The sequence below is a fragment of the Rhizobium sp. Leaf341 genome (assembly GCF_001424325.1).
Classification (GTDB): Bacteria; Pseudomonadota; Alphaproteobacteria; order Rhizobiales; family Rhizobiaceae; genus Ferranicluibacter.
This window is the reverse complement of sequence record NZ_LMPE01000003.1, coordinates 84891-104330: the sequence shown is the minus strand read 5'-3', so window position 1 is coordinate 104330 and position 19440 is coordinate 84891. Positions and strand designations below refer to the sequence as shown.

Sequence of the window (19440 nt, the reverse complement as noted above, 5' to 3'; positions counted from 1 at the left end):
TAGGGTGTTCACCGCCGCTTAAAGGTTCATGAGTATCGGTTCAAGGAGGCGAGGCTTAAGGAAGGCGGCGATGAACCAGGTCAAGCGACAGGCGCGATCCCTGTATGGCAAATGGCGACACGCGTGCCTGCTGCTGTCGATGGCGCTTCTCGTCATGGCCCTCTGGATCGTGGCGCCCTCGGTCCAGGCCTTTCTCGATGCGGAAGACAGCCTGGCCGCGGTTCGCGACTATGAAGCACTGCTTGTGGCGACGCACGCCCTGTCGGCCGAGCGCGGTCCGTCCAATGTCCTGATGTCGGTCGAGGCGGGATCCGATCCTGCTGTCGCCGCCCGGCTGCGGCTCGCCCGCCGCACGACCGATGCCGCCCTGTCCGTGGTCGACCGGGCCGCGACCCTGGCGACGGCGCCCGGCACGCTGCGCAGCCTCAAGGCCGATCTGGAGAGTGCGCGTGCGCGCATCGACGCCATCGCGGCCATGCCGCAGGCCGAGCGGTCGCTTGAGATCATGGCGGATGCGATCGACCGGATGTTCGCCATCGTCGACGCGATCCAGCCTTCCGTTGCCCGGGCGGCGGCTCTGCTGGAAGCGCGCAATCCGACCCTGTCCCGCAGCGTCTTCACGGCGCTGATCGCCACGGAGCTTCGCGAGCAGGCAGGGCGGCTCGGAAGCTATGTCGTTCCCAGCGTGTCGCGCGGCCTCGCCCTGTCGCCCGAAGCGGTCGACAGCGTCAACCAGACGCGGGGCCGGATCGACCAGCTCGTGCAGATGCTGGGTGCGCGGCTCGACATCGCGGATGCGGACCTGCGCCAGCAGATGGGCGAGGTGCGCCGCCGCTTCATCGGCCGCGGCGTCGGCCTGATCGAGCGGCTGACGCGGGAGGGGCGCCGCGCCGCACACTACAGCATCGCTCCGGCCGAGCTCACCGGCCTCTACGTTCCGACCCTCCTGCCGCTGGAAGACCTGCGCAAGGCCGCGATCGGAAACATGGTCACGGATATCGGCCACAGCCGCGATCTCGCCCTGCTGCGGCTGGTCGGCATCGTCGCGGCGACGCTGCTCGTGCTCGTGCTGCTGGTCGTCGTCATGCGGCGCCTCTTCCTCTCCGTCCTGCGTCCGCTTTTGACGGCGCAGGCGATGATCGTCGGGCTTGCCGAGGAACGGCCGCTGCCGCGTGCGGCCCGCCATGCCGATACGCAGGAACTGAACGATCTCTTCGAGGCGATCTCCCGGCTGGAATCCCAGCTGTCCGAGCGTCGCGAGCTGACCCAGCGGCTGCGCTTCCGGGCCGAAACCGATCCGCTGACCGGTCTATTCAACCGCGCCCGTTTCTTCGGCCTCGGCGACGAGCGGTTCGCGGAAGCCTCCGCGGCGGCTGGCGATGGCGGGAAGCGCCGGATCGAAGGAGACATGCCGGAAAGCCGTGTCGGCGTGCTCTATCTCGATCTCGACGGGTTCAAGACCGTGAACGATACGCATGGCCATTTCGCCGGCGACCAGCTGCTGCGCGAGATCGCCTCGCGTCTGTCGAACGTGGTGGGGCCGCAGGCCCTGCTCGCGCGCCTGGGCGGCGACGAATTCGCCATCTGCACCCGCGGTCTCGACGCTGCCGATCTCCAGGCCTTTGCCCGTCGCATTCTGCGGGCGTTCAACAAGCCGATCATCATCGGTGGTCTGCCGGTCCACGTGGGCGCGAGCATTGGCCTTGCCCTGATGGATGCCTTGCGTGAAGCGGACGCGGCTTCGGGGCAGGATGCGGGATCGGTCGCGGAGGCCGCAAGCTTTGCGCAGCTCTGCGCCCAGGCCGACGCCGCGCTTTACGAGGCCAAGCGGGGCGGCCGCAACACCTACCGCCTCTACGGTGACGCCATGGCCCGGACGGACGCATCGCCGCAGGCCCACCGGCTGCAGGCGCTGGCGGGATAAAGCGCGGCAGCCCCGGACACACGTGGTCGCCCCGAGCGACAGGGTGAGGTCCAACGGCTTCGGCGTTCTCTCGAACGTCCCTTCTCAGGACAAGGCGTTCCGCCGCGGCGGGCAAGGTCTAAGCGTTGGCGTTAAAAGGGTACACGCAACGTGCTTTAAGGTCTTGTTGTGGCGCATGCCGTTTCCCGAAACCGCTGCACACGTTCGGGCGACATGCATCAGATCCGCTGAAAGACGTCCACGAAGGCCTGGGCGAAGTTTGCGAGGCCCAGGGTGCGCTCGTCGGGCTTCTCGATGCGGATCGATGTGCCGTCCGCCTCCAGGCAGGCAAAGATCGTCTCCGCGCCCATGTCCTTGTCCCGCGGAATCCGCAGCACGGCGATCCGCTGGCAGTTCTCGACCAGCCCGGAGGCGGGAAGGTCGAACAGGAAGGCGCCGTTGAGGTCCGCCGCAGCGGCCCGTACCCGATCGGAAAAGGCAAGGCCATCGCTCGCAAGGCTGCTGCCGGCCAGGCCGTCGAGCACGATCCCGTCCAGCGACAGTTCGAGCTCCAGCATTTCCATCGTGAACTCGAAATCGCCGGCATCCGGACCGCTCCGGGCGGCCTCACCATCGATATTGGCAGAACGCATGGTCCTCATCCCCCTTTGCAACCGGTGCGAACCGGCCAGACAGTGCGACCGGACCCATCCGGCCAGCCACACATGTTCAGACACTCTTTGTCAGACGCCCGGTCTTTGTCAGTCGGCCAGTGAACGCAAGCCGCGCCGGGCGGAAGGCTGCAGGTCACGGGAAATATCGTTAACAAGTATGTCAATTCCGTGGCAGCGCGTCTCCCGGTTGCGGTCGATCGCGAAGCGCTTGTCAACGTGGCAGGCAGATAAAGGTTCCATGTCCCCTGCATATGCCAAGGCCCCTGCAGCCGCATCCGGGGTATGCGGACCGTCCCCACGCATCACCGACCGGTGGCAAAGGCGCGGTTCACGCCGTCGTTCGGCCGATGCCGCCGGAAGCGCCGCAATTGCAGCCTTGGATGACGCGCCGGATTGTGTAAGGACAGGGCGACGGCAGACGGCAGGTCGCAACGCCGTCATGGATCCAGGACCGGGACCCGCAGGCGGGTCGGGGAACGGGATCCGAGATGACGGGGCAGCGGCTGCGATGGCAGAGATGCGGGAAAGACGAGGGTTCGGCCGGCAATGATCACCTATGAACGCCCGATCTCCTACGCGGCCCGCTGGGCGCGCCATGTCGCGCGGCTGGCCTTCGCCCTTTTCGTCCTGTCGCTCGCCGCGCATCGTTTCGGCTCGCTGTCGAGCACGCTCTTCGTCACGCTGGCCCTTGCCAGCGCGGTGCTGGCTGTCTTGGCCGTCATCCTGGCCGTCGTCGGCTTCGTCCGCCTGTGGCAGGTGGCGGCCGTGGGCGGCATCGCCTCCACCATGGCGCTGGTCTATGCGGCGCTGCCGCTCGGCGTCGCGGGGTTTGCAGCCTTCCAGCTGGTCGACAAGCCCGGCCTTTCCGATGTCTCGACCGATCTCGTCACGCCGCCGCCCTTCATCCGCGACCGTCCGATCGAAGCAGGGTGGCTCACCCCGGCGGCCCCCACCGTTGCCGACCGGCAGGCGCAGGCACGCGCCTATCCGGCACTGACAGGGCGTCGGTACGACGGCGCGCTCGACCGCGTCCTTGCTGGCGTCCGCACGGTCGCCGAACAGTCGGGGATCGCAATCGTCGCAGAAGAGGGCCTCGAGAATGCCGAGCCCGATTTCGAGGATCTCGCCGTGAAGACGGAGCCGCCGGCGGACGCCGAAGGCGGGCCGAAGGGCAAGGCCCGGGGACGCGCATCCGGACGGGCGGGCGCGACGGCACCCTCGGGCGATCCGGGCCCGGTGCCCATTCCGCTCTCGCGCCCCAAGCCGGATTTCGGGCCCCTGATGCCGCTGCCGCCCGGGCGCAAGGCGGGCGACATCCTTCTGCAGGGAGAAAGCCGCAGCCCCGTCATCGGCTTCCGCTTCGATCTCGTCATCCGTCTGCGCGAGGAGTCCGAAACCACCTTCGTCGACATTCGCGTCGCCTCCCGCCTCGGGCGCCACGATCTGGGCCTCGATGCCATGACGGCCGAAGACGTCCTGCATGCGCTCGACGCGGAGCTTCTCGGCATCGCCGGCGACTGAGCACGACAAGCCGGCCCACGGCCTGACGCAAAGCTTGGAAGGCACGGCGCCTCGGACGGCACCGAGCTTGGAACAGCGTCGAACGTGGAAAGGCACCGAACGTGGCAAGGCTCGGACCCTCAAAAGGCGCCGAGCTTGGAAAATGCACGGCGGTCGTCGCTGCGCGTAACGGGCTGTCGGCTCCGCCTGGTGCCGACCTGTCTGTGCCGCCCCGCCCGGTGCCGCTCTGGCCGGTGCGCCCTCTCCGGTGTGCTATGGCCGGTGCCCCCCTCCCCAGTGCGAACGCGCGGTCGTCGCGGCAAGGTCCGTCAGGCGGGCCGGTAGCGTCCCGTCAGCGCCGGCGGGCCGTCCGTGAGGACAAGCCCGCGCTCCACCAGATCCTCGAGATGGGCCAGCACCGAGAGGGCGGCCGCGCCATGCAGGCGCGGGTCCGTGGAGGCATAGAGCGCCTGCACGATCTGCGAAATCTCCCGGTCGCCCCGACGGATGCGCTCCACCACGCCCCGCTCGCGCATGCGCCGATGGGCGCGCAGCCCGCGCAGGAACTTTGCCGGTTCCGTCACCGGCCCGCCATGGCCGGGCAGGAAGAGCCGGTCGTCGCGCGTCAGCATCAGGTCGAGCGAGGCCATGTAGTCGCGCATGGCGCCGTCCGGCGGCGCAACGATGCTGGTCGCCCAGGCCATGACGTGATCGGCGGAAAAGACGATGCCTGTTCTCTCCAGGGCGAAAGCGAGGTGGTTGGCCGTATGGCCGGGCGTGGCCAGCGCCGTCAGCGTCCAGCCGTCGCCCGCAAGGGCCGTGCCGTGGCCGAGCCGGAGGTCGGGCGTAAAATCGAGGTCGGCGCTTTCCGAAAACGGATTGACCTCGCCGTCATGCAGGGGGCGGGAAGGCCGGTGGGGCCCTTCCGCCGCGATCACCCCGCCGACATGGCGCTGCAGCACCCGCGCCAGCGGCGCATGGTCGCGGTGGGTGTGGCTGACGAGGATATGGCTGACCGGCCGCCCGTCGATCGCCCGCAAGAGCGCGGCGAGATGCGCATCGTCGAGCGGGCCGGGATCGATCACCGCCAGCGTCCGCTCCCCGACGAGATAGCTGTTCGTGCCGTGGAAGGTGAACGGCCCGGGATTGCCGACCGTCAGCCGCGTGACGCCCTTAGCGACCGCGACCGCCTCGCCGTAGGAAGGCTCGAAGGCCTGCTCGAAGCGCGGCTCCGCCTCGTCGCTGTCGGGAAGGGCAGCGCTCACTTCAGTTCGATCTCGATGAAGCTCATCGGGGCATCGCCGGCATTGATCACATCGTGCTCCACGCCGGCATCGCGCCTGTAGACCGCGCCCTTGGCCACATCGAATTCCCGCACGCCCTCGGCATCCTCGATCCGGAAACGGCAATCCGTCATCGGCACGACGATATAGCCGAGGCCGTGGACATGATGCCCGGTGTGCGCACCCGGCGCGAAATCCCACTGGGTGACGCGCATCAGCGGGTCGTCGCTGATCACCGTCGGCCGCGCCGGCATCCGAGCCTGATATCCTGCCATGTCTCCGTCTCCTTCATCCCGGCCGATCGTCAACACGGCGGCGCGCTGGGTCCGTGCGGCCGGAAGCAATCCCCGGAAGCCATCCCCAGAAGCCATCCCCAGAAGCCATCCCCGGAGCGCCCCGACGAGCGTCGCGAACGCCGTGACGCCCGGCCCGGCTCTGAAGCCCGCTTTGTGCCTCGACGCAACTCTAGCCTTAAAACCCTTCCGACCGAAAGTGCAGCGACCGTCATCCCGTGCCTCAACGGAGAGGAGAGGGACGCGCGATGCCCACCTCCGGCGGAAACGGCACAAGCGGCGACAGGCGCCCAGGGAAACAGGCGCCCAGGGAAACAGGCGCCAAGGGAACAGGCACACGGCCCAAACCCACCGGACGCATGCCGGCCCGGCAGGGGTGCGGCATGAGACCCAATACACAGGAGACCTGACAAACAGGAGACCCGATAAACATGAGACCGGATAAACTTGAGACCCGGCAAACTTACCCGTTGTCCCCGCCCTCACGCTTTGCTATCAGCCCAACACCCGGCCATCACCGCAGCCGGATCGGCAATGGGGCGTCGCCAAGCGGTAAGGCACCGGTTTTTGGTACCGGCATTCCCAGGTTCGAATCCTGGCGCCCCAGCCACCCTGATGGTCCATCCTTCGCTGAAAGACCGCACCGGCGGCGTGCCGGATGATTGGCGGGCTCGCCCTTCCGCTCAGGCTGCCCGGTTCAGCAAGGCGTTGCGCACGACGCCGCAGTCGCTGTTCTGGGTCGAGAGAAGCGTCGCCGGATCGACGAAGCCGGTGGTGACGCCCAGCGCCTGGGCAGCGGCCCAGCCCCAGTTGTCCTGCGCCATCTGGAGAAGACGCGGTCCTTCCGCAGCGATGCAGGCGCGCCCGGCCTGGATGAGCTCTGCCGAGGGCATGCCCTGCAGGCGCTCCAGCAACTCGGTCTGCAGGGGGGTGACGACGAAGATGGCAAAGAGGGTGCTGATGAAGTCGGACAATCCTGGTCTCCTGTCTGGAGATCATAGATGGTTAGACATCGTGCAGATACAAGGGCCAAACCGGAAGCTGGCATGGGGACTGTACGGGACGCAGATCGGGACATCCGCGAGGGCACGCACGGGACAGAGATAAGGGGCAGAGCTGGACGGAGACAAGGGACAGAGACAGAGACAGGGGACAGAGACAAGTGGCAGAGCGCGGTCATACCTCGGCGGCCGACAGGCTTTCCGTCGCGCGCACGGCGCTTCCGACGGCGCGGCATGCCTGTCGACCGTATCTTCCGCATATCGCAGCCCGGCCATCGGACACGGCACGGCGTGTTTGTGCTGCCGCAGCCGGTATTTGTGCTGGGGAACGGGGCAGGAGAGGCGGGGTCGGATGCGCGCGGCAGCGGCCGGAGGTGAGCGGCAAGGGGTAGAGGGTGCGCGGCAGCCGATCGAGGGGCGCGGCAGCGGCCGGAAGCGGGCGGCAGGCGGCAGGGGTGCGCGGCAGCGGCCGGAAGCGAGCGGCCAGGCGGCAGGCGGGCGCGGCAGCGGCCGGAGGTCAGCGGCAGGCGGGCGCGGCAGCCGGCAGTTATAGGAGACAACAGGCCGTCAGCGACCGCCGGGAGGCCGGGCCAGCGGCCAGCAAGGGGCCCTCGCGGTACGCGCAAGGCTGCGTGGTTTCAGCCGACACACCGGGACCAGCGCCACGCGGCGATCCAGGGGCGGCGCTTGCCGCGGTCCGGGATGGGCGTTTTGCTGGCCAATCCAGGATCGACGCCGTGCCGGTCCATGCGGAGCGGCGATGCCTGCGTCTGGGAACCGGCACCCCGCCGGGGCCCGGGATCTCTTGCGGGCGATCCGAGATTGACGCTTGCCCGCCAATCCGGGATTGGCGCGTGCTAATCCATCCTGCGTCGGCGCGTGCTAATCCATCCTGCGTTGGCGCTTTGCCGGCCAGGCTGGAGCCGGGGAGCCGGCCTTTGGCGGTCAAGCGCGGCCGAGCAGGAACGTCAGGCCTTCTTGCGGGGCTTGGCGGTCTTCTTGACGGGGGCTTCGGGGGCGGGCTGGCTGGCCTCCTGGGCGATCCGGGCCTGCTTCAGGCGCTCGGTCTTTGCGCGGCGCTGGGCGGCTTCGACCTCGATGATGGAGCGGGATGCCGAATCGGTCTGCGTCGCCTTGGCATTGGCGGGGCGGGCTTCGGTCTTGAACAGGCGATCGGCGGGAACCAAGGCGTTCTCCTTTGAGAAGATGTGGGGCGTCGAGGGCCGGTCGGCCACGATCGCGAAGTCTGTTGTCGGTCTCGAGCCTGTCCGCCGGATGCATGTGCCGTTCGGCGCGGGGCGCACGGCCGCCCTCGGGTCAGGGCGCGACCGGGTCTTAAGGGTCGGGACGTCGGTTAGCGCAGTCCCGGGTGGGGTGCGTCTTTGTCGAGCGGACCTCCGTCTGCCTGTCCGGCGCCGGCATCCCGCAATCATAGCAGCATCTTACCGCATTCGAAAACAAACCGGAAGCGCCGCGCGCGACATACAGGATGGCGCGTGGCCCCCGCAGATGCGTCGCTGGGTCGCAGCCGATGGCCATGCGCGGTCAAACGGCACGGGCCGCCCGATCTGCCGACCCCGATCTGCCGACCCCGATCCGGTCACCCTCATGCATGTCGCCCGAACCTGTGCAGCGGTTCCGGGAAACAACATGCATCACAACAAGACTGCAAAGCGCGGCGGTGCGGGAGACAGGCATAAAAAAAGGCCGGGAAATTCCCGACCTTCTCGATATCGTCTCGACGGTTTCTGCCAGTACATCCGTGGTCAGGCGCCGGAAACGAAATTCGGCCTATTAGGCTGCAGACAGGTTGTCGGCAGCGCTCTTGCCGCTGCGACGATCCTGAACGATTTCGAAGTTGACCTTCTGGCCTTCGTTCAGCGAACGCATGCCAGCGCGCTCAACAGCCGAGATGTGCACGAAAACGTCGCTTGCGCCGTTGTCCGGAGCGATGAAGCCGAAGCCCTTGGTTGCGTTGAAGAACTTTACGGTACCTGTTGCCACGACGTGATTCCTTTTCAATCGTGATGAAGATGCGCTCGCAACGTGCGGGCGGTGATAGATCGACGTTGAAAGAGAAGATTGAACGGCGCGTTGCGCGGGAGCAAAGCTCAAAATGCAAGATCGATAGACATGAGATAGACGATCCCCCCGACAATTGCAAGACGTCGGCAATAATTTGCAAGAACGCCGGCGGATCCCGGGCCGGCAACACCCAGAAAATCCTGAGCGAATCCCGGGCGCAAGCCGGTTGCGCCATGCGGCAGACGAAGCGCTTGGCCGGAAAACCGGCCGCCCGCATCCGGTGCGGCCGGGGGTCTTCTTCCCTAGCACCCCCGTTCGCGCGAACGGGGGCCTCGATCTGGCCTCGATCCTGGCCTCGATCTTGACGTTGGTTTTGGGGCTTCGTCCGGAAGGAGCCCCCCGGGCGGGCGCCTAGCGCTTGAGGCTGCCGAGGATGCCGCGCACCAGCGCCCGGCCGAGCGAGCTTGCAACCGTGCGCGCCACCGTCTTCATGGCAGCCTCCACCACGGTTTCCCGCTGATAACCGGTGCTGCGCGGCCGCTCTGCCGTGCCCGCGCGCGTCGGCTTCCGGCTCCTTCCGGCGTCATCGTCAGCACGCGGCCCGGCACCGGACGCCGCATCGTCGCCGAAGCCCGGCAGCGTCCAGCGGCGGCGGGCAGGGGCGTCCTCCCCCTGTGTTCCGTGATCTGGTGTCCCGTGCTCCGGCGTTTCGTCGTCCGGCGTCGCCGCCCGGCGCGCCGCGTCCGCCTGCGCGCTCGCCCGGGCGGCGCGGGCGGCAAGGATCTCGTAGGCCGATTCGCGATCGACATCCTGGTCGTAGATGCCGGCCACCGGGCTCAGCGCCATCACCTGCGCCCGCTCGGCGTCGGTCAGCGGGCCGACGCGGGCCGATGGCGGACGGATGAGCGTGCGCTCCACCATGGAGGGGGATCCCTTGGCCTCCAGCGTCGAGACCAGCGCCTCGCCGGTCGAAAGCTGGGTGATCACCGCGGCACAGTCGAAGTCGGGATTGGCGCGAAAGGTCTCGGCGGCCGTCTTCACGGCCTTCTGCTCGCGCGGCGTATAGGCGCGCAGCGCGTGCTGCACCCGGTTGCCGAGCTGCGCCAGCACGGTTTCCGGCACGTCCAGCGGGTTCTGCGTGACGAAGTAGACGCCCACGCCCTTGGAGCGGATCAGCCGCACCACCTGTTCGATGCGCTCCAGCAGCACCTTGGGCGCGTCGTTGAACAGAAGGTGCGCCTCGTCGAAGAAGAACACCAGCCGCGGCTTGTCCGGGTCGCCCACCTCCGGCAGTTCCTCGAACAGCTCCGACAGCAGCCACAGCAGGAAGGTGCCGTAGAGCCGCGGGTTCATCATCAGCCTGTCGGCGGCGAGCACGGAGATCGTGCCGCGCCCCTCGGGCGTCACCCGCATGATGTCGGTGACCTTGAGCGCCGGCTCGCCGAAGAACTGCTCGGCGCCCTGCTGCTCGAGAATGAGAAGTTCGCGCTGGATGGAGCCGACGGACGCCTTGGAGATCAGGCCGACGGTGGCCGAGAGCGCGCTGGCGTTCTCGCTCATATAGGTCAGAAGCGCGCGCAGATCCTTGAGGTCGAGCAGCGGCAGGCCGCCCTCGTCGGCGATCTTGAAGGCGATGTTGAGCACGCCTTCCTGCGCGTCCGTCGCATTCATCAGGCGGGAGAGCAGCAACGGCCCCATCTCCGACATGGTGGTGCGCACGCGGTGGCCCTTTTCGCCGTAGAGATCCCAGAAGATCACCGGAAACTGCGTGAGCTCGTACGGGTCGAGCCCGATCTCCGCGGCGCGTTTGACAAGGAAGTCCTTCGGCTCGCCGCGGGCGGCGATGCCCGAAAGGTCGCCCTTGATGTCGGCGCAGAACACCGGCACGCCGGCGCTGGCAAAGCCTTCGGCGAGAACCTGCAGCGTCACCGTCTTGCCGGTGCCTGTGGCGCCCGTCACCAGTCCGTGGCGGTTGCCGTATTTCAGCGTGAGATATTCGGGCCGGTTCAGCGTGTCGTCCGGTTTGCGGCTCGTGCCGAGGTAGAGCATTCCGGGCTGCAGCAGTGCCATGTCGGGATCCATTCGCTTGTTGTGCCGGGATAGTATACGTTGTCGGCAACCAGACAAGCACACTGTTGCCCTGGGGTGGGGACCGCCGCCCCAAGGCAGGGACCGCATGCGCTCGTTCGGCATGCCCGCCCCGAGACGCTGGCCGGTCCGCCTCGCGGGTGCCAGCACGCGGTTGAAAACCGCTGCGAACCGCTTGATTTCTCCGCCTATCCCTTTACGTTGACGTGAACGTTATTCGCTGCCGAGGAGAAGAGCATGAGCGAACTGGTCACCCGCGTATCCGACAATGTCGGCATCGAGCCGGACAGGGCGGAAAAGGCGATCGGCATGATGTTGGGCTTCCTGCAGCGGGAAGCCGATGCCGGTCCCGTGGCCCGCATGATCGAGGCCGTGCCCGGCGCGCCCGATCTCGTTGCCCGCTTCAATGGCGAAGGCGCCAAGACCGGCCTGCTCGGCAAGGTCATGGGCGCTGTCGGTGGCGGCGTCATGGCGCTCGGCCAGCAGCTGATGGGCCAGGGCCTGTCCATGGGCGAGATCACCGGGCTTGCCAAGGAAACGCTCGCCTACGCCCGCGAACATGCCGGCGACGAAACGGTCGATGCGGTGATCAATTCCGTCCCCGGCCTTCGCCAGTTCGTTTGAGCGCGTTCGTTTAAGCCGGATCGGCCGCCCCGCAGAGGCCGCATCCACCCTCACGCAAGGCTGTCCCGCCGCAGGTCTTTGGACCCGCGGCGGGTTTTTGTCGTTCGGGTCAGGCCGCCGCGTCCCAGGTCGGGGCGAGATGGCCGGGATTGACGATCCGGCCGTCGGGGCGGGCGAGCCCGTGGATGGCCTGCATCTCCTGCGGCGAAAGGTCGAAGTCAAAGATCCCGAGATTTTCCGCAAGCCGGGCTTCCGTCGACGTCTTCGAGAGGGCGATGACGCCATCCTGCTGGACCAGCCAGCGCAGCACGATCTGCGCGGCCGTCTTGCCGTGGCGGCTGCCGATGTCGTTGAGCACGGCATCCCTCGGCACCTGCCCGTCGGCCATGGCGTAATAGGCCGTGATCGACTGCCCGAGGTCGCGCGCCGTCTCCAGCACTTTCGACTGGTCGATATAGGGATGATACTCGATCTGGTTCGTCACGATCGGCGCATCCGACAGGCGGCTTGCCGCCCGCATCGCTTCGGTGTTGAAATTGCTGATGCCGATATGGCGTGTCTTGCCCGCCTTCACGGCGGCGTTGAGCCCCTCGATCTGCTCTTCCAGCGGCACGCTGCTGCCCCGCGGCCAGTGCAGCAGCAGCAGGTCGACATGATCGGTCTTCAGCTTCGTCAGGCTTTCGTCCACCGACTGTGCAAAGCTCGACCGGGCGTATTTCTCCGGCCAGACCTTGGTCGTCAGGAAGATCTCGTTGCGGGACACGCCGGATTGCTGGATCGCGGTTCCCACCTCCGCCTCGTTGCCGTAGATCTGCGCCGTATCCACGTGGCGGAAGCCGCGCTGGATCGCCTTCGGCACGATGTCGAGGACTTCGGGTCCGGGCATGCGGAAGGTTCCAAAACCGAGCGCAGGGATCTCGGCACCATGGGCGTTGACATGTTTCATGACGATGGTTCCTCTGTGGAAGGGCCCCGCGCACGGTTCGGCAGGGGCGGGGAAGGGCAGCACTCATCCTCTACAAGAGGATGCTGACATGCCTGTAAGGGATTCATTCATTTGTCTTTCGAGAGCGTCGCACGCGCGCCGCTCTCGAAGAGACCCTAATGTCGCGGAGCCGTGGAGGTTCCGCAAAAGCGGTCAGGCACAGGCCGGGGCCGCAGCCGGCGTCCGGCAGTCGAGATGTCCGCTGACGAGCGTCAGGCCGAGCGCCCCGAGCACGATGAGCGCACCGACCCAGGGCGTGGCGCCGAGGCCGAGCGTGGAGGCGACGGTGAGGCCGCCGATCCAGGCCCCGACGGCGATGCCGAGATTGAAGGCGGCAATATTGAGCGCCGAGGCGACGTCCACGGCGGCCGGACGCTGCTGGCGGGCGAGTTCCACGACGTAGAGCTGCAGCCCCGGCACCGTGGCGAAGGACAGGAAGCCGAGCGCCGTCAGGGTGACGAGCGCGGGGATCGTGGCGCTGGCCGTCCAGGTGAGCGCAAAGAGAACGAGCGCCTGCGCCGTGAACAGGGCGGCAAGCGCCTTCACCGGATGGCGGTTGGCCAACCGGCCGCCGGCCAGGTTTCCGGCCGCGATGGCGAGGCCGTAGAGCACGAGGACCAGGCTGACGGCGGAGGCGGAGAGGCCGGTGATCTCTTCCAGAAGCGGCGCGAGATAGGTGAAGGTGACGAAGGTCCCGCCATAGCCGAGCGCCGTCATCCCGAAGACGAGGAGCAGCCGTCCGCTGCCGAGAACCTTGACCTGGTCGAGAAGCCTGGCCGGCGGGCTGGACGGCAGATCGGCCGGCAGCAGGACCGCGATGGCGGCGAAGGCGACGGCGCCAAGACCGGCGACGGCGGCGAAGGTGGCCCGCCAGCCGAAGGTCTGTCCGATCAGCGTGCCGAGCGGGACGCCGGTGACGATGGCGACCGTCAGCCCCATGAACATCATCGCAATGGCCGAGGCGCGGCGGTTTTCGGGCACCAGCCCTGCCGCGATCGTCGCGCCGACCGAGAAGAACACGCCATGTGCGAAGGCCGAGAGAACGCGGGCGACGAGCAGGATGCCGTAGCCCGGCGACAGCGCCGCCAGCGCGTTGCCGAGGATGAACAGCGCCATTAGCCCGAGAAGCAGCGGCTTGCGCGCGATGCGGCTGGTCAGTGCCGTCAGGATCGGCGCGCCGAAGGTGACCCCGAGCGCATAGATCGAGACGATGAGGCCGGCCATCGGCAGCGTGATGCCGAGATCGCGGGCGACCGTCGGCAACAGACCGACGATGACGAATTCCGTGGTTCCGATCGCGTAGGCCGCGATCGTCAGGGCGAGAAGGGCAAGGGGCATAAGCGGCCTCCATGGGGTGCGGATGGGAGGCGTCGGCGCTGCGAAGGCGGGCGACGCGGGATGACCGGAGATATAGCCGGTGCCCGCTTGTGCGATAATCCGGCCTATCGGATAATCATCTGTGATTTGGTTTCATAGATAGGACGGACCCATGGACAACCGGGCGGGCGAGATGGAGGTGTTCGTCGCGGCCGTCGACGGGGGCGGTTTTTCGGCCGCCGCGCGCAGGCTCGGGCTGTCGCCATCGGCCGTGAGCAAGCTCGTCGCCCGGCTGGAGGACCGGCTGGGAACGCGGCTTCTGGTGCGCACCACCCGCACCCTGCAGCCGACGCCCGAAGGCGAGCTTTACCTCGCCCGCGCCCGCGCCATTCTCGCGGACATCGACGATGCCGAGCGCCTGGTGACCAGCGGCGCCCAGGCCGTTCCGCGGGGCCTGTTGCGGGTCAGCGCGCTGATGGCCTTTGCCGAGCGCTTCATCCTGCCGCTGGTCGGTGAGTTCCGCGGCCTCTACCCGCATGTGCGGCTCGATCTCTCGCTCAGCGACGACGTGGTCGATCTGGTCGGAGACCGCACGGATATCGCCATCCGCTCTTCCGGCGCGCTCCGGGACACGTCGCTGAAGGCGCGAAAGCTGCTCGACAGTCATCGGCTCCTTGTCGCCTCTCCCGACTATCTCTCTCGCCACGGGACGCCGCAGGCGCCGGACGATCTTGCCCGGCATGCCTGCCTCGGCTTCAATATTCCCGGCATGCGCACGGAATGGCCTTTTCTCGACCCGCGAAGCGGCGCGACGGTGCAGCGCCCGTTCGAGCCGGCCGTCCTTGTCAACACCGGGGCCACCATGCGCCGCCTCTGTCTCGACGGCGTCGGCATCGGCCGCATCGGTGCCTTCCACATCCAGCCGGATGTCGATGCCGGGCGTCTCGTGCCGATTCTTCAGGCGCATCGCCCGGCCGACCGGGAAACCATCCACGCCGTCTTTGCCAGCCACGAGCATCTTGCAGCCCGCATCCGCGCCTTCATCGATTTCCTGGTCGCCCGCATCGACCCCGCCTGAGACTCCGCCGGGGGCCGGCACTGGCGCCGGGGCCGGGGCCGAAAGGGAGAGCGGGCGACAAAGGGCCGGGGGAGCAGCACCCGACAGCAGCACCCGACAGCATTAGAAGGGGAGCAGCATCAGAGCCGAGTCTTAAGGGAAGCAGCAGGAGAGCAACGCGGTTGCGCGCCGTGATCGCCTGTGGCAGCAAGGCAGCGCAGCATCGATGTTGCCGTATCGTCTTGACAGACGCCCGGCTTCGGCCTTCGATCCCGTCGGGAGGAGGGTTCGATGTCCGCAAGGAAACCTGCCTTCATGTCCGCACTTCCCCCTGCATCCCGATCGCCCCGCGCACGACAGCGGCAGATGTCGCTGACCCCGGAGCTGGTCGCGCTCTGCTATCGCGACGAGCCCGATCCCGGCCTCGATGCGCGGCTGACGCCGATGGAGGACGCGGATTACCGGAGACTGGCTCTCGAGCTCGATGCGCAGTCGCACGGTGCGCCGCTCTGGGTTTTTGCCTATGGCTCGCTGATCTGGAAGCCGGAGTTCGAGCCCGTGGAAAGCCGCCGCGCCACCGCCTATGGCTGGCACCGCGCCTTCTCGCTGAAGATCGACCGCTGGCGCGGCTCGCCCGCGTCTCCGGGGCTGATGATGGCGCTGGAACGGGGCGGGCGCTGCGACGGCGTGATCTATCGCCTGGCGGACGGCGATCGCATCGCCCAGATCGAGCGCCTGCTGCGCCGCGAACTGTCCTCGCGCGAAACCATATCCACCGTCCGCTGGATGCCGGTGCGCACGCCCGAAGGCCCCGTCGACGTCCTTGGTTTCTGGCTCGGATCGACCGGCCACGACGCGGTTTCCCGCCTGCCGCTGGAGGAGGTCGCCCGCATCCTGGCGCGCGCCTGCGGCCATGTCGGCTCCGGCGCGGAATATCTCTACAACACCGTTCTCCACCTCGAAGCCGTGGGAATCCACGACCGCAATCTCTGGCGCCTGCAGGCGCTCGTGGCCGACGAGATCCGCGCACTGTACGTTGGGGACGGGGCGTCGATGCCCGTGTCGCGCGAGGCCGAAGCCGCGCTGGAGGCCGCGCCCGTCAAAGAGGTCGGCGGCGGGAAGGCCGGCGGCCCGGCCTGAGTCCGATCCCGTCGAAAAGGTTGGGGACGGAGACGATCACGGGCCAGACCGGGCCAACCGGGCCGAAGGCGGCGCCTTACAGTCCCGGCAGCGACGGCAGGTTCGCGAAGGTCTGGAGCGTCGACAGCAGTCGGCCGTGATCGTAGGGCTTGGGAAAGAACACCGCGCGGTCGGGCAGCTGCGCCACGGCATTGGTCACCGCGCCGGAGGTGATGATGATCTCGATCGGTGGCCAGCGGTCGCGGATGGCGGCCGCGAGCTTCAGCCCGTCCATGCTGCCGGGCATGTCGATGTCGGTAAACACGATGCGGATGTCGAGGCGGGTTTCGAGGAGATGAACGGCCTCGTCAGCATTGCTCGCCTCCATGACGGCGTAGCCGGCCTCCTCGATCAGGTCCACCGCCATCATCCGCAGAAGCGGTTCATCCTCGACCACCAGCACGACCGGCGGCGACGTTTTGGATCCTCCGATCATCTCAGGCGTCCCGACATGCAGGCGCGAGCGGCGCGGAGGCACCGTGTGGCGTGAGATGGTCTGGAAGGCGTGCGATCATGGATCACGATATCTTGAGCAAAAGGCGTAGTCTGTTTTGAGCCGCGGCGGCGAAGCAGGCAAGCAGTTTCATGCTTCGGCCGTTGTTTCCCTGTCATCGTTCTGTATGAGACCGCGAAACGCAATAGCTAGGTTTGTGTTCCCGCGGTTACGCTGGCACGTCTCCCTTGCGCACCGCGACCAGAAACAACCTGGGGAAGCGCAAAAGGACGCGTCCGTCGGAAAGGGGCGGATACGCCTTTCGGATACGCTCCAGGTACCGCAAAAGAAATTCTTGCCGGAGCGCCTCGGGCAGCGGCGCCAGATAGGGGCGCAGGCCTGTCCCCTTGACCCAGTCGACGATGGACTCCGCCCCGGTGAGTCGGTGATGATAGATCGTGTGCCACACATCGACGCGGTCCGCGATCGGCGACAGAAGGTCGATCAGCCGCTCCGGGGTCGCAACGCCGCTCCGGTTCGGCAGGCTTGCGCCATAGGCCTCTGCAAAGATCGGCTCGGCGGCGATGTCGCGCATGGCGCGATGCGTCGGTTCGTTGAGATTGTCCGGCATCTGCACGGCAAGGACGCCCGCGCGCGCCAGCATGCGGGCGAGCCTCTCGATGCTCGCGGCCGGATCCGGCATCCATTGCAGCACGGCATTGGCAAAGATCAGCGCCGGCGGGGCGTCCGGCTCCCAGTCGGTGAGATCGGCATGGTGGAACGGGACATCGGGAAGGCGTCGCCGGGCAGCGGCCAGCATGTCCGCATCGCTGTCGATGCCGCTGAGGGATGCATCGGGAAACCGCGAGGCCACCAGCTCGGTCGAATTGCCGGGCCCGCAGCCGATGTCGAACAGCGCACCCTCCGGCAGAGGGGGGACCTGGGCCAGCAGATCGCGCGCCGGCCGCGTCCGCTCGTCCTCGAATGCCAGATATTGGGCGGCCGACCAGCGCATGCTCATGCCTTTGCCGGCTTCCAGACCTTTGCCGGAAAGCGCAGCGCCTGCTTGGCGAGCTTGCCCTTCAGCCCCAGCGCCGTGTCGCAGAGGCCGACGACATGCCGGTTCGGCTTGGCATCCGGCCGGAGCGCGTGCAGGGCGGCAGCGGCGGCGTCCGGGTCCATGTACCGCGCGAGAATGCCGAGCGTCAGCGCCGTGGAGCGACCGATGCCGCGCAGGCAGTGCACCAGGAGACGGGCATCCGCCGGCAGGCCGTCGATGAAGGCGAAGGCCGCGGTGATCGCCGGAAGGCGTGCGGCATCGCGGTCCTCCGGGTCCATCGTGTCGCCGAAGATCAGCGGCAGATGCCTGTCTTCGGGAAGGTCGATCATCGACAGGAGCTTGGTGTCCGGCGCCCGGATGGAGATGAGATGGGTCGGTGCCCAGAGCGCGCGATTGTGCCGCGCCTCGGTCTGGGAGCTCACCATCATCGAGAGGGGCCAGCCGTGCGGATGGTGGGGGTTGGGAAGCAGCACCGGCGAAAAAAGGGCATCCTCGTCCGGCTTCTGCGCTGTGCGTGCCATGATCCACCTCGTGATTCTGTGTCTGCCCCGGCCCGCAAATTAGCATCCGAAGCTGGATCGAGCAAAGTCTCCGCGGCGCGCCCTGCACGGACACGCCGCTCACGGGTGCGCCCTCACGCATGCGCCGCGCGCGAAGAGGGTCGCCGGCCGCCCGTCAGAACGTCGTGATGACGCTGATGCCGAGGTCCGTTGCGGTGTCCATCGTGGCGAGCGCGGGCACGGCTTCCTCCAGCGAGAGATGCCGGCCGATCAGCTTTTGCGGGGCAAGCTTGGCCGACGCGACCAGCGCCAGCATGGCCTCGTAACGCCAGGCCTGCATGCCGTGGCTGCCATAGATCTCCAGCTCCTGGCCGATCACCTGCGCCATGGGGATCTGCGGCGTCGCGTGGTCGCCAAGCATCAACCCCACCTGCACGTGGCGGCCGCGCCGGCGCAGGTTGCGGATGGAGTTGAAGCAGGTGACCGGCGATCCCAGGGCGTCGATCGACAGATGCGCGCCGCCGCCGGTGATCGCGCGCACGGCTTCGGCAACATCGCCCGTCTGCGTGGCGTTGATGGTCTGCACCGCGCCGATCTCGCGGGCGAAGGACAGCTTGGTGTCGGCAATGTCGATGGCGATCACGTTCGCGCCCATGGCCGAGGCGATCATGACGGCGGACAGGCCGACGCCGCCGGCACCGTGCACGGCCACCCATTCGCCGCCCCGCACCCGGCCCTGGTCGACGATCGCCCGGAAAGCGGTGGCAAACCGGCATCCGAGGCTCGCCGCCGTGGCCGCATCGATGTCGTCGGGCAGAAGCACGAGGTTCTCGTCGGCAAAGTCGATCGCGACATATTCGGCAAACGAGCCCCAATGGGTAAAGCCCGGCTGGAACTGGTCGGGGCAGACCTGCTGGTTGCCGGAGCGACATTCCGGGCAACGACCGCAGCCCGACACGAACGGCACCGTCACCCGGTCCCCCACCTTGTAGCGCAGGACGCCGCGGCCGCGCGCCACGACGGTGCCGGCAAGTTCGTGGCCGGGCACATGCGGCAGGCGGATGTCGGGGTCGTGGCCCATCCAGCCGTGCCAGTCGCTCCGGCAGAGCCCCGTCGCCTCGACCTTGACGACGACGCCGCACTCCGTGGGCTCGGGGTCCGGCACGTCGCGGATCTCCGGCGTCTTGCCGAACGTGTCGAAATACATGGCGCGCATGGCCGTCTCCGCGGGCTGGGGTGCTTGAAGGGTTTGGGGGTGCTGGAGGGCCTTCAAGGGATTGGGGTCAAAAAGCGTCGCATCTGCCTAACCCAAACGCGGCGCGGGGGCAAAGCCCGGAGATCGGGTCGATCAGAAGTTTTGATCGATTCATTCACCTCTGTTCTCCGATTCCGGGCTATGCGAAAAGAAAAGGCAGGGATGGGACGGTGTGCGATCACAGCCGCCCGGCATCGATCCGGGGGCGAGACCCCCGGCAACGCCTTTCGAGACCGAACGCAAGACCGACACTCAGGAGACCA

General features: G+C 67.6%; 18 protein-coding genes and 1 tRNA gene. 6 read left to right on the top strand and 13 right to left on the bottom strand.

The window, feature by feature from the left end:
- Positions 1 to 70 precede the first annotated feature (70 nt).
- Positions 71 to 1924, top strand: coding sequence for a GGDEF domain-containing protein (locus ASG03_RS02175; RefSeq protein ID WP_062691908.1), 1854 nt, complete (start codon positions 71 to 73; stop codon positions 1922 to 1924).
- 218 nt (positions 1925 to 2142) lie between these two features.
- On the opposite strand, the gene ASG03_RS02170 is transcribed toward ASG03_RS02175, so the two are convergent.
- Complete coding sequence (locus tag ASG03_RS02170) at positions 2143 to 2556, bottom strand: hypothetical protein (RefSeq protein WP_062469411.1); 414 nt, start codon at positions 2554 to 2556, stop codon at positions 2143 to 2145.
- A gap of 567 nt (positions 2557 to 3123) precedes the next feature.
- On the opposite strand from ASG03_RS02170, the gene ASG03_RS02165 reads away from it, so the two are divergent.
- Complete coding sequence (locus ASG03_RS02165; RefSeq protein ID WP_062691906.1) at positions 3124 to 4098, top strand: DUF1499 domain-containing protein; 975 nt, start codon at positions 3124 to 3126, stop codon at positions 4096 to 4098.
- A gap of 308 nt (positions 4099 to 4406) precedes the next feature.
- Here the strand turns inward: ASG03_RS02165 and ASG03_RS02160 are convergent, their stop codons facing one another.
- Entirely contained in the window at positions 4407 to 5342 is a 936-nt protein-coding gene (locus ASG03_RS02160) for an MBL fold metallo-hydrolase (RefSeq protein ID WP_062691904.1), read from the bottom strand.
- Complete coding sequence (locus tag ASG03_RS21925; protein WP_062691901.1) at positions 5339 to 5635, bottom strand: cupin domain-containing protein; 297 nt, start codon at positions 5633 to 5635, stop codon at positions 5339 to 5341. Before ASG03_RS21925 ends, ASG03_RS02160 begins: the two co-directional genes overlap by 4 nt.
- A 553-nt stretch (positions 5636 to 6188) precedes the next feature.
- Between ASG03_RS21925 and ASG03_RS02150 the strand changes: the two genes are divergently transcribed.
- A tRNA-Gln gene (locus ASG03_RS02150) sits at positions 6189 to 6263 on the top strand.
- Between the two features lie 73 nt (positions 6264 to 6336).
- Here the strand turns inward: ASG03_RS02150 and ASG03_RS02145 are convergent.
- The 4 genes from ASG03_RS02145 to ASG03_RS02130 all read right to left on the bottom strand — a co-directional run bounded on the left by ASG03_RS02145 (position 6337) and on the right by ASG03_RS02130 (position 10728).
- Positions 6337 to 6627, bottom strand: coding sequence for a hypothetical protein (locus ASG03_RS02145; protein WP_062469388.1), 291 nt, complete (start codon positions 6625 to 6627; stop codon positions 6337 to 6339).
- Positions 6628 to 7622: 995 nt separating this feature from the next.
- Entirely contained in the window at positions 7623 to 7841 is a 219-nt protein-coding gene (locus ASG03_RS02140; RefSeq protein WP_062469385.1) for a hypothetical protein, read from the bottom strand.
- A gap of 607 nt (positions 7842 to 8448) precedes the next feature.
- On the bottom strand, positions 8449 to 8658 hold the full coding sequence (locus ASG03_RS02135) for a cold-shock protein (protein WP_062469383.1): 210 nt from the start codon (positions 8656 to 8658) through the stop codon (positions 8449 to 8451).
- Positions 8659 to 9090: 432 nt separating this feature from the next.
- A complete protein-coding gene (locus ASG03_RS02130; RefSeq protein ID WP_443216583.1) occupies positions 9091 to 10728 on the bottom strand; it encodes a helicase HerA-like C-terminal domain-containing protein in 1638 nt (545 codons plus the stop codon).
- A 276-nt stretch (positions 10729 to 11004) separates the two neighbouring features.
- Here ASG03_RS02130 and ASG03_RS02125 point away from each other — a divergent pair, with 276 nt between their 5' ends.
- Positions 11005 to 11391 carry a DUF2780 domain-containing protein gene (locus tag ASG03_RS02125; protein ID WP_062469380.1) on the top strand — a complete coding sequence of 129 codons (387 nt, stop codon included), beginning with the start codon at positions 11005 to 11007 and terminating at the stop codon, positions 11389 to 11391.
- A gap of 109 nt (positions 11392 to 11500) precedes the next feature.
- Here ASG03_RS02125 and ASG03_RS02120 read toward each other — a convergent pair whose 3' ends face one another.
- Positions 11501 to 12337, bottom strand: coding sequence for an aldo/keto reductase (locus ASG03_RS02120; protein WP_062691900.1), 837 nt, complete (start codon positions 12335 to 12337; stop codon positions 11501 to 11503).
- A 192-nt stretch (positions 12338 to 12529) separates the two neighbouring features.
- Positions 12530 to 13714, bottom strand: coding sequence for an MFS transporter (locus tag ASG03_RS02115; RefSeq protein ID WP_062691897.1), 1185 nt, complete (start codon positions 13712 to 13714; stop codon positions 12530 to 12532).
- 151 nt (positions 13715 to 13865) lie between these two features.
- Here ASG03_RS02115 and ASG03_RS02110 point away from each other — a divergent pair, with 151 nt between their 5' ends.
- Positions 13866 to 14771 (top strand): LysR family transcriptional regulator, encoded by a 906-nt coding sequence (locus ASG03_RS02110; RefSeq protein WP_062469373.1) that lies wholly within the window; start codon positions 13866 to 13868, stop codon positions 14769 to 14771.
- Positions 14772 to 15065: 294 nt separating this feature from the next.
- Positions 15066 to 15890, top strand: a complete 825-nt coding sequence (locus ASG03_RS02105; RefSeq protein ID WP_244475134.1) for a gamma-glutamylcyclotransferase — start codon at positions 15066 to 15068, stop codon at positions 15888 to 15890.
- Between the two features lie 76 nt (positions 15891 to 15966).
- Here the strand turns inward: ASG03_RS02105 and ASG03_RS02100 are convergent, their stop codons facing one another.
- The 4 genes from ASG03_RS02100 to ASG03_RS02085 form a co-directional block, all read right to left on the bottom strand.
- Positions 15967 to 16365 (bottom strand): response regulator, encoded by a 399-nt coding sequence (locus tag ASG03_RS02100; protein ID WP_062469370.1) that lies wholly within the window; start codon positions 16363 to 16365, stop codon positions 15967 to 15969.
- 226 nt (positions 16366 to 16591) lie between these two features.
- A complete protein-coding gene (gene tam / locus ASG03_RS02095) occupies positions 16592 to 17377 on the bottom strand; it encodes a trans-aconitate 2-methyltransferase (RefSeq protein ID WP_062693003.1) in 786 nt (261 codons plus the stop codon).
- Positions 17378 to 17379: 2 nt separating this feature from the next.
- Positions 17380 to 17943, bottom strand: coding sequence for a hypothetical protein (locus tag ASG03_RS02090; RefSeq protein ID WP_062691895.1), 564 nt, complete (start codon positions 17941 to 17943; stop codon positions 17380 to 17382).
- Between the two features lie 154 nt (positions 17944 to 18097).
- Entirely contained in the window at positions 18098 to 19138 is a 1041-nt protein-coding gene (locus ASG03_RS02085; protein ID WP_062691893.1) for a zinc-dependent alcohol dehydrogenase family protein, read from the bottom strand.
- Positions 19139 to 19440: the final 302 nt, after the last annotated feature.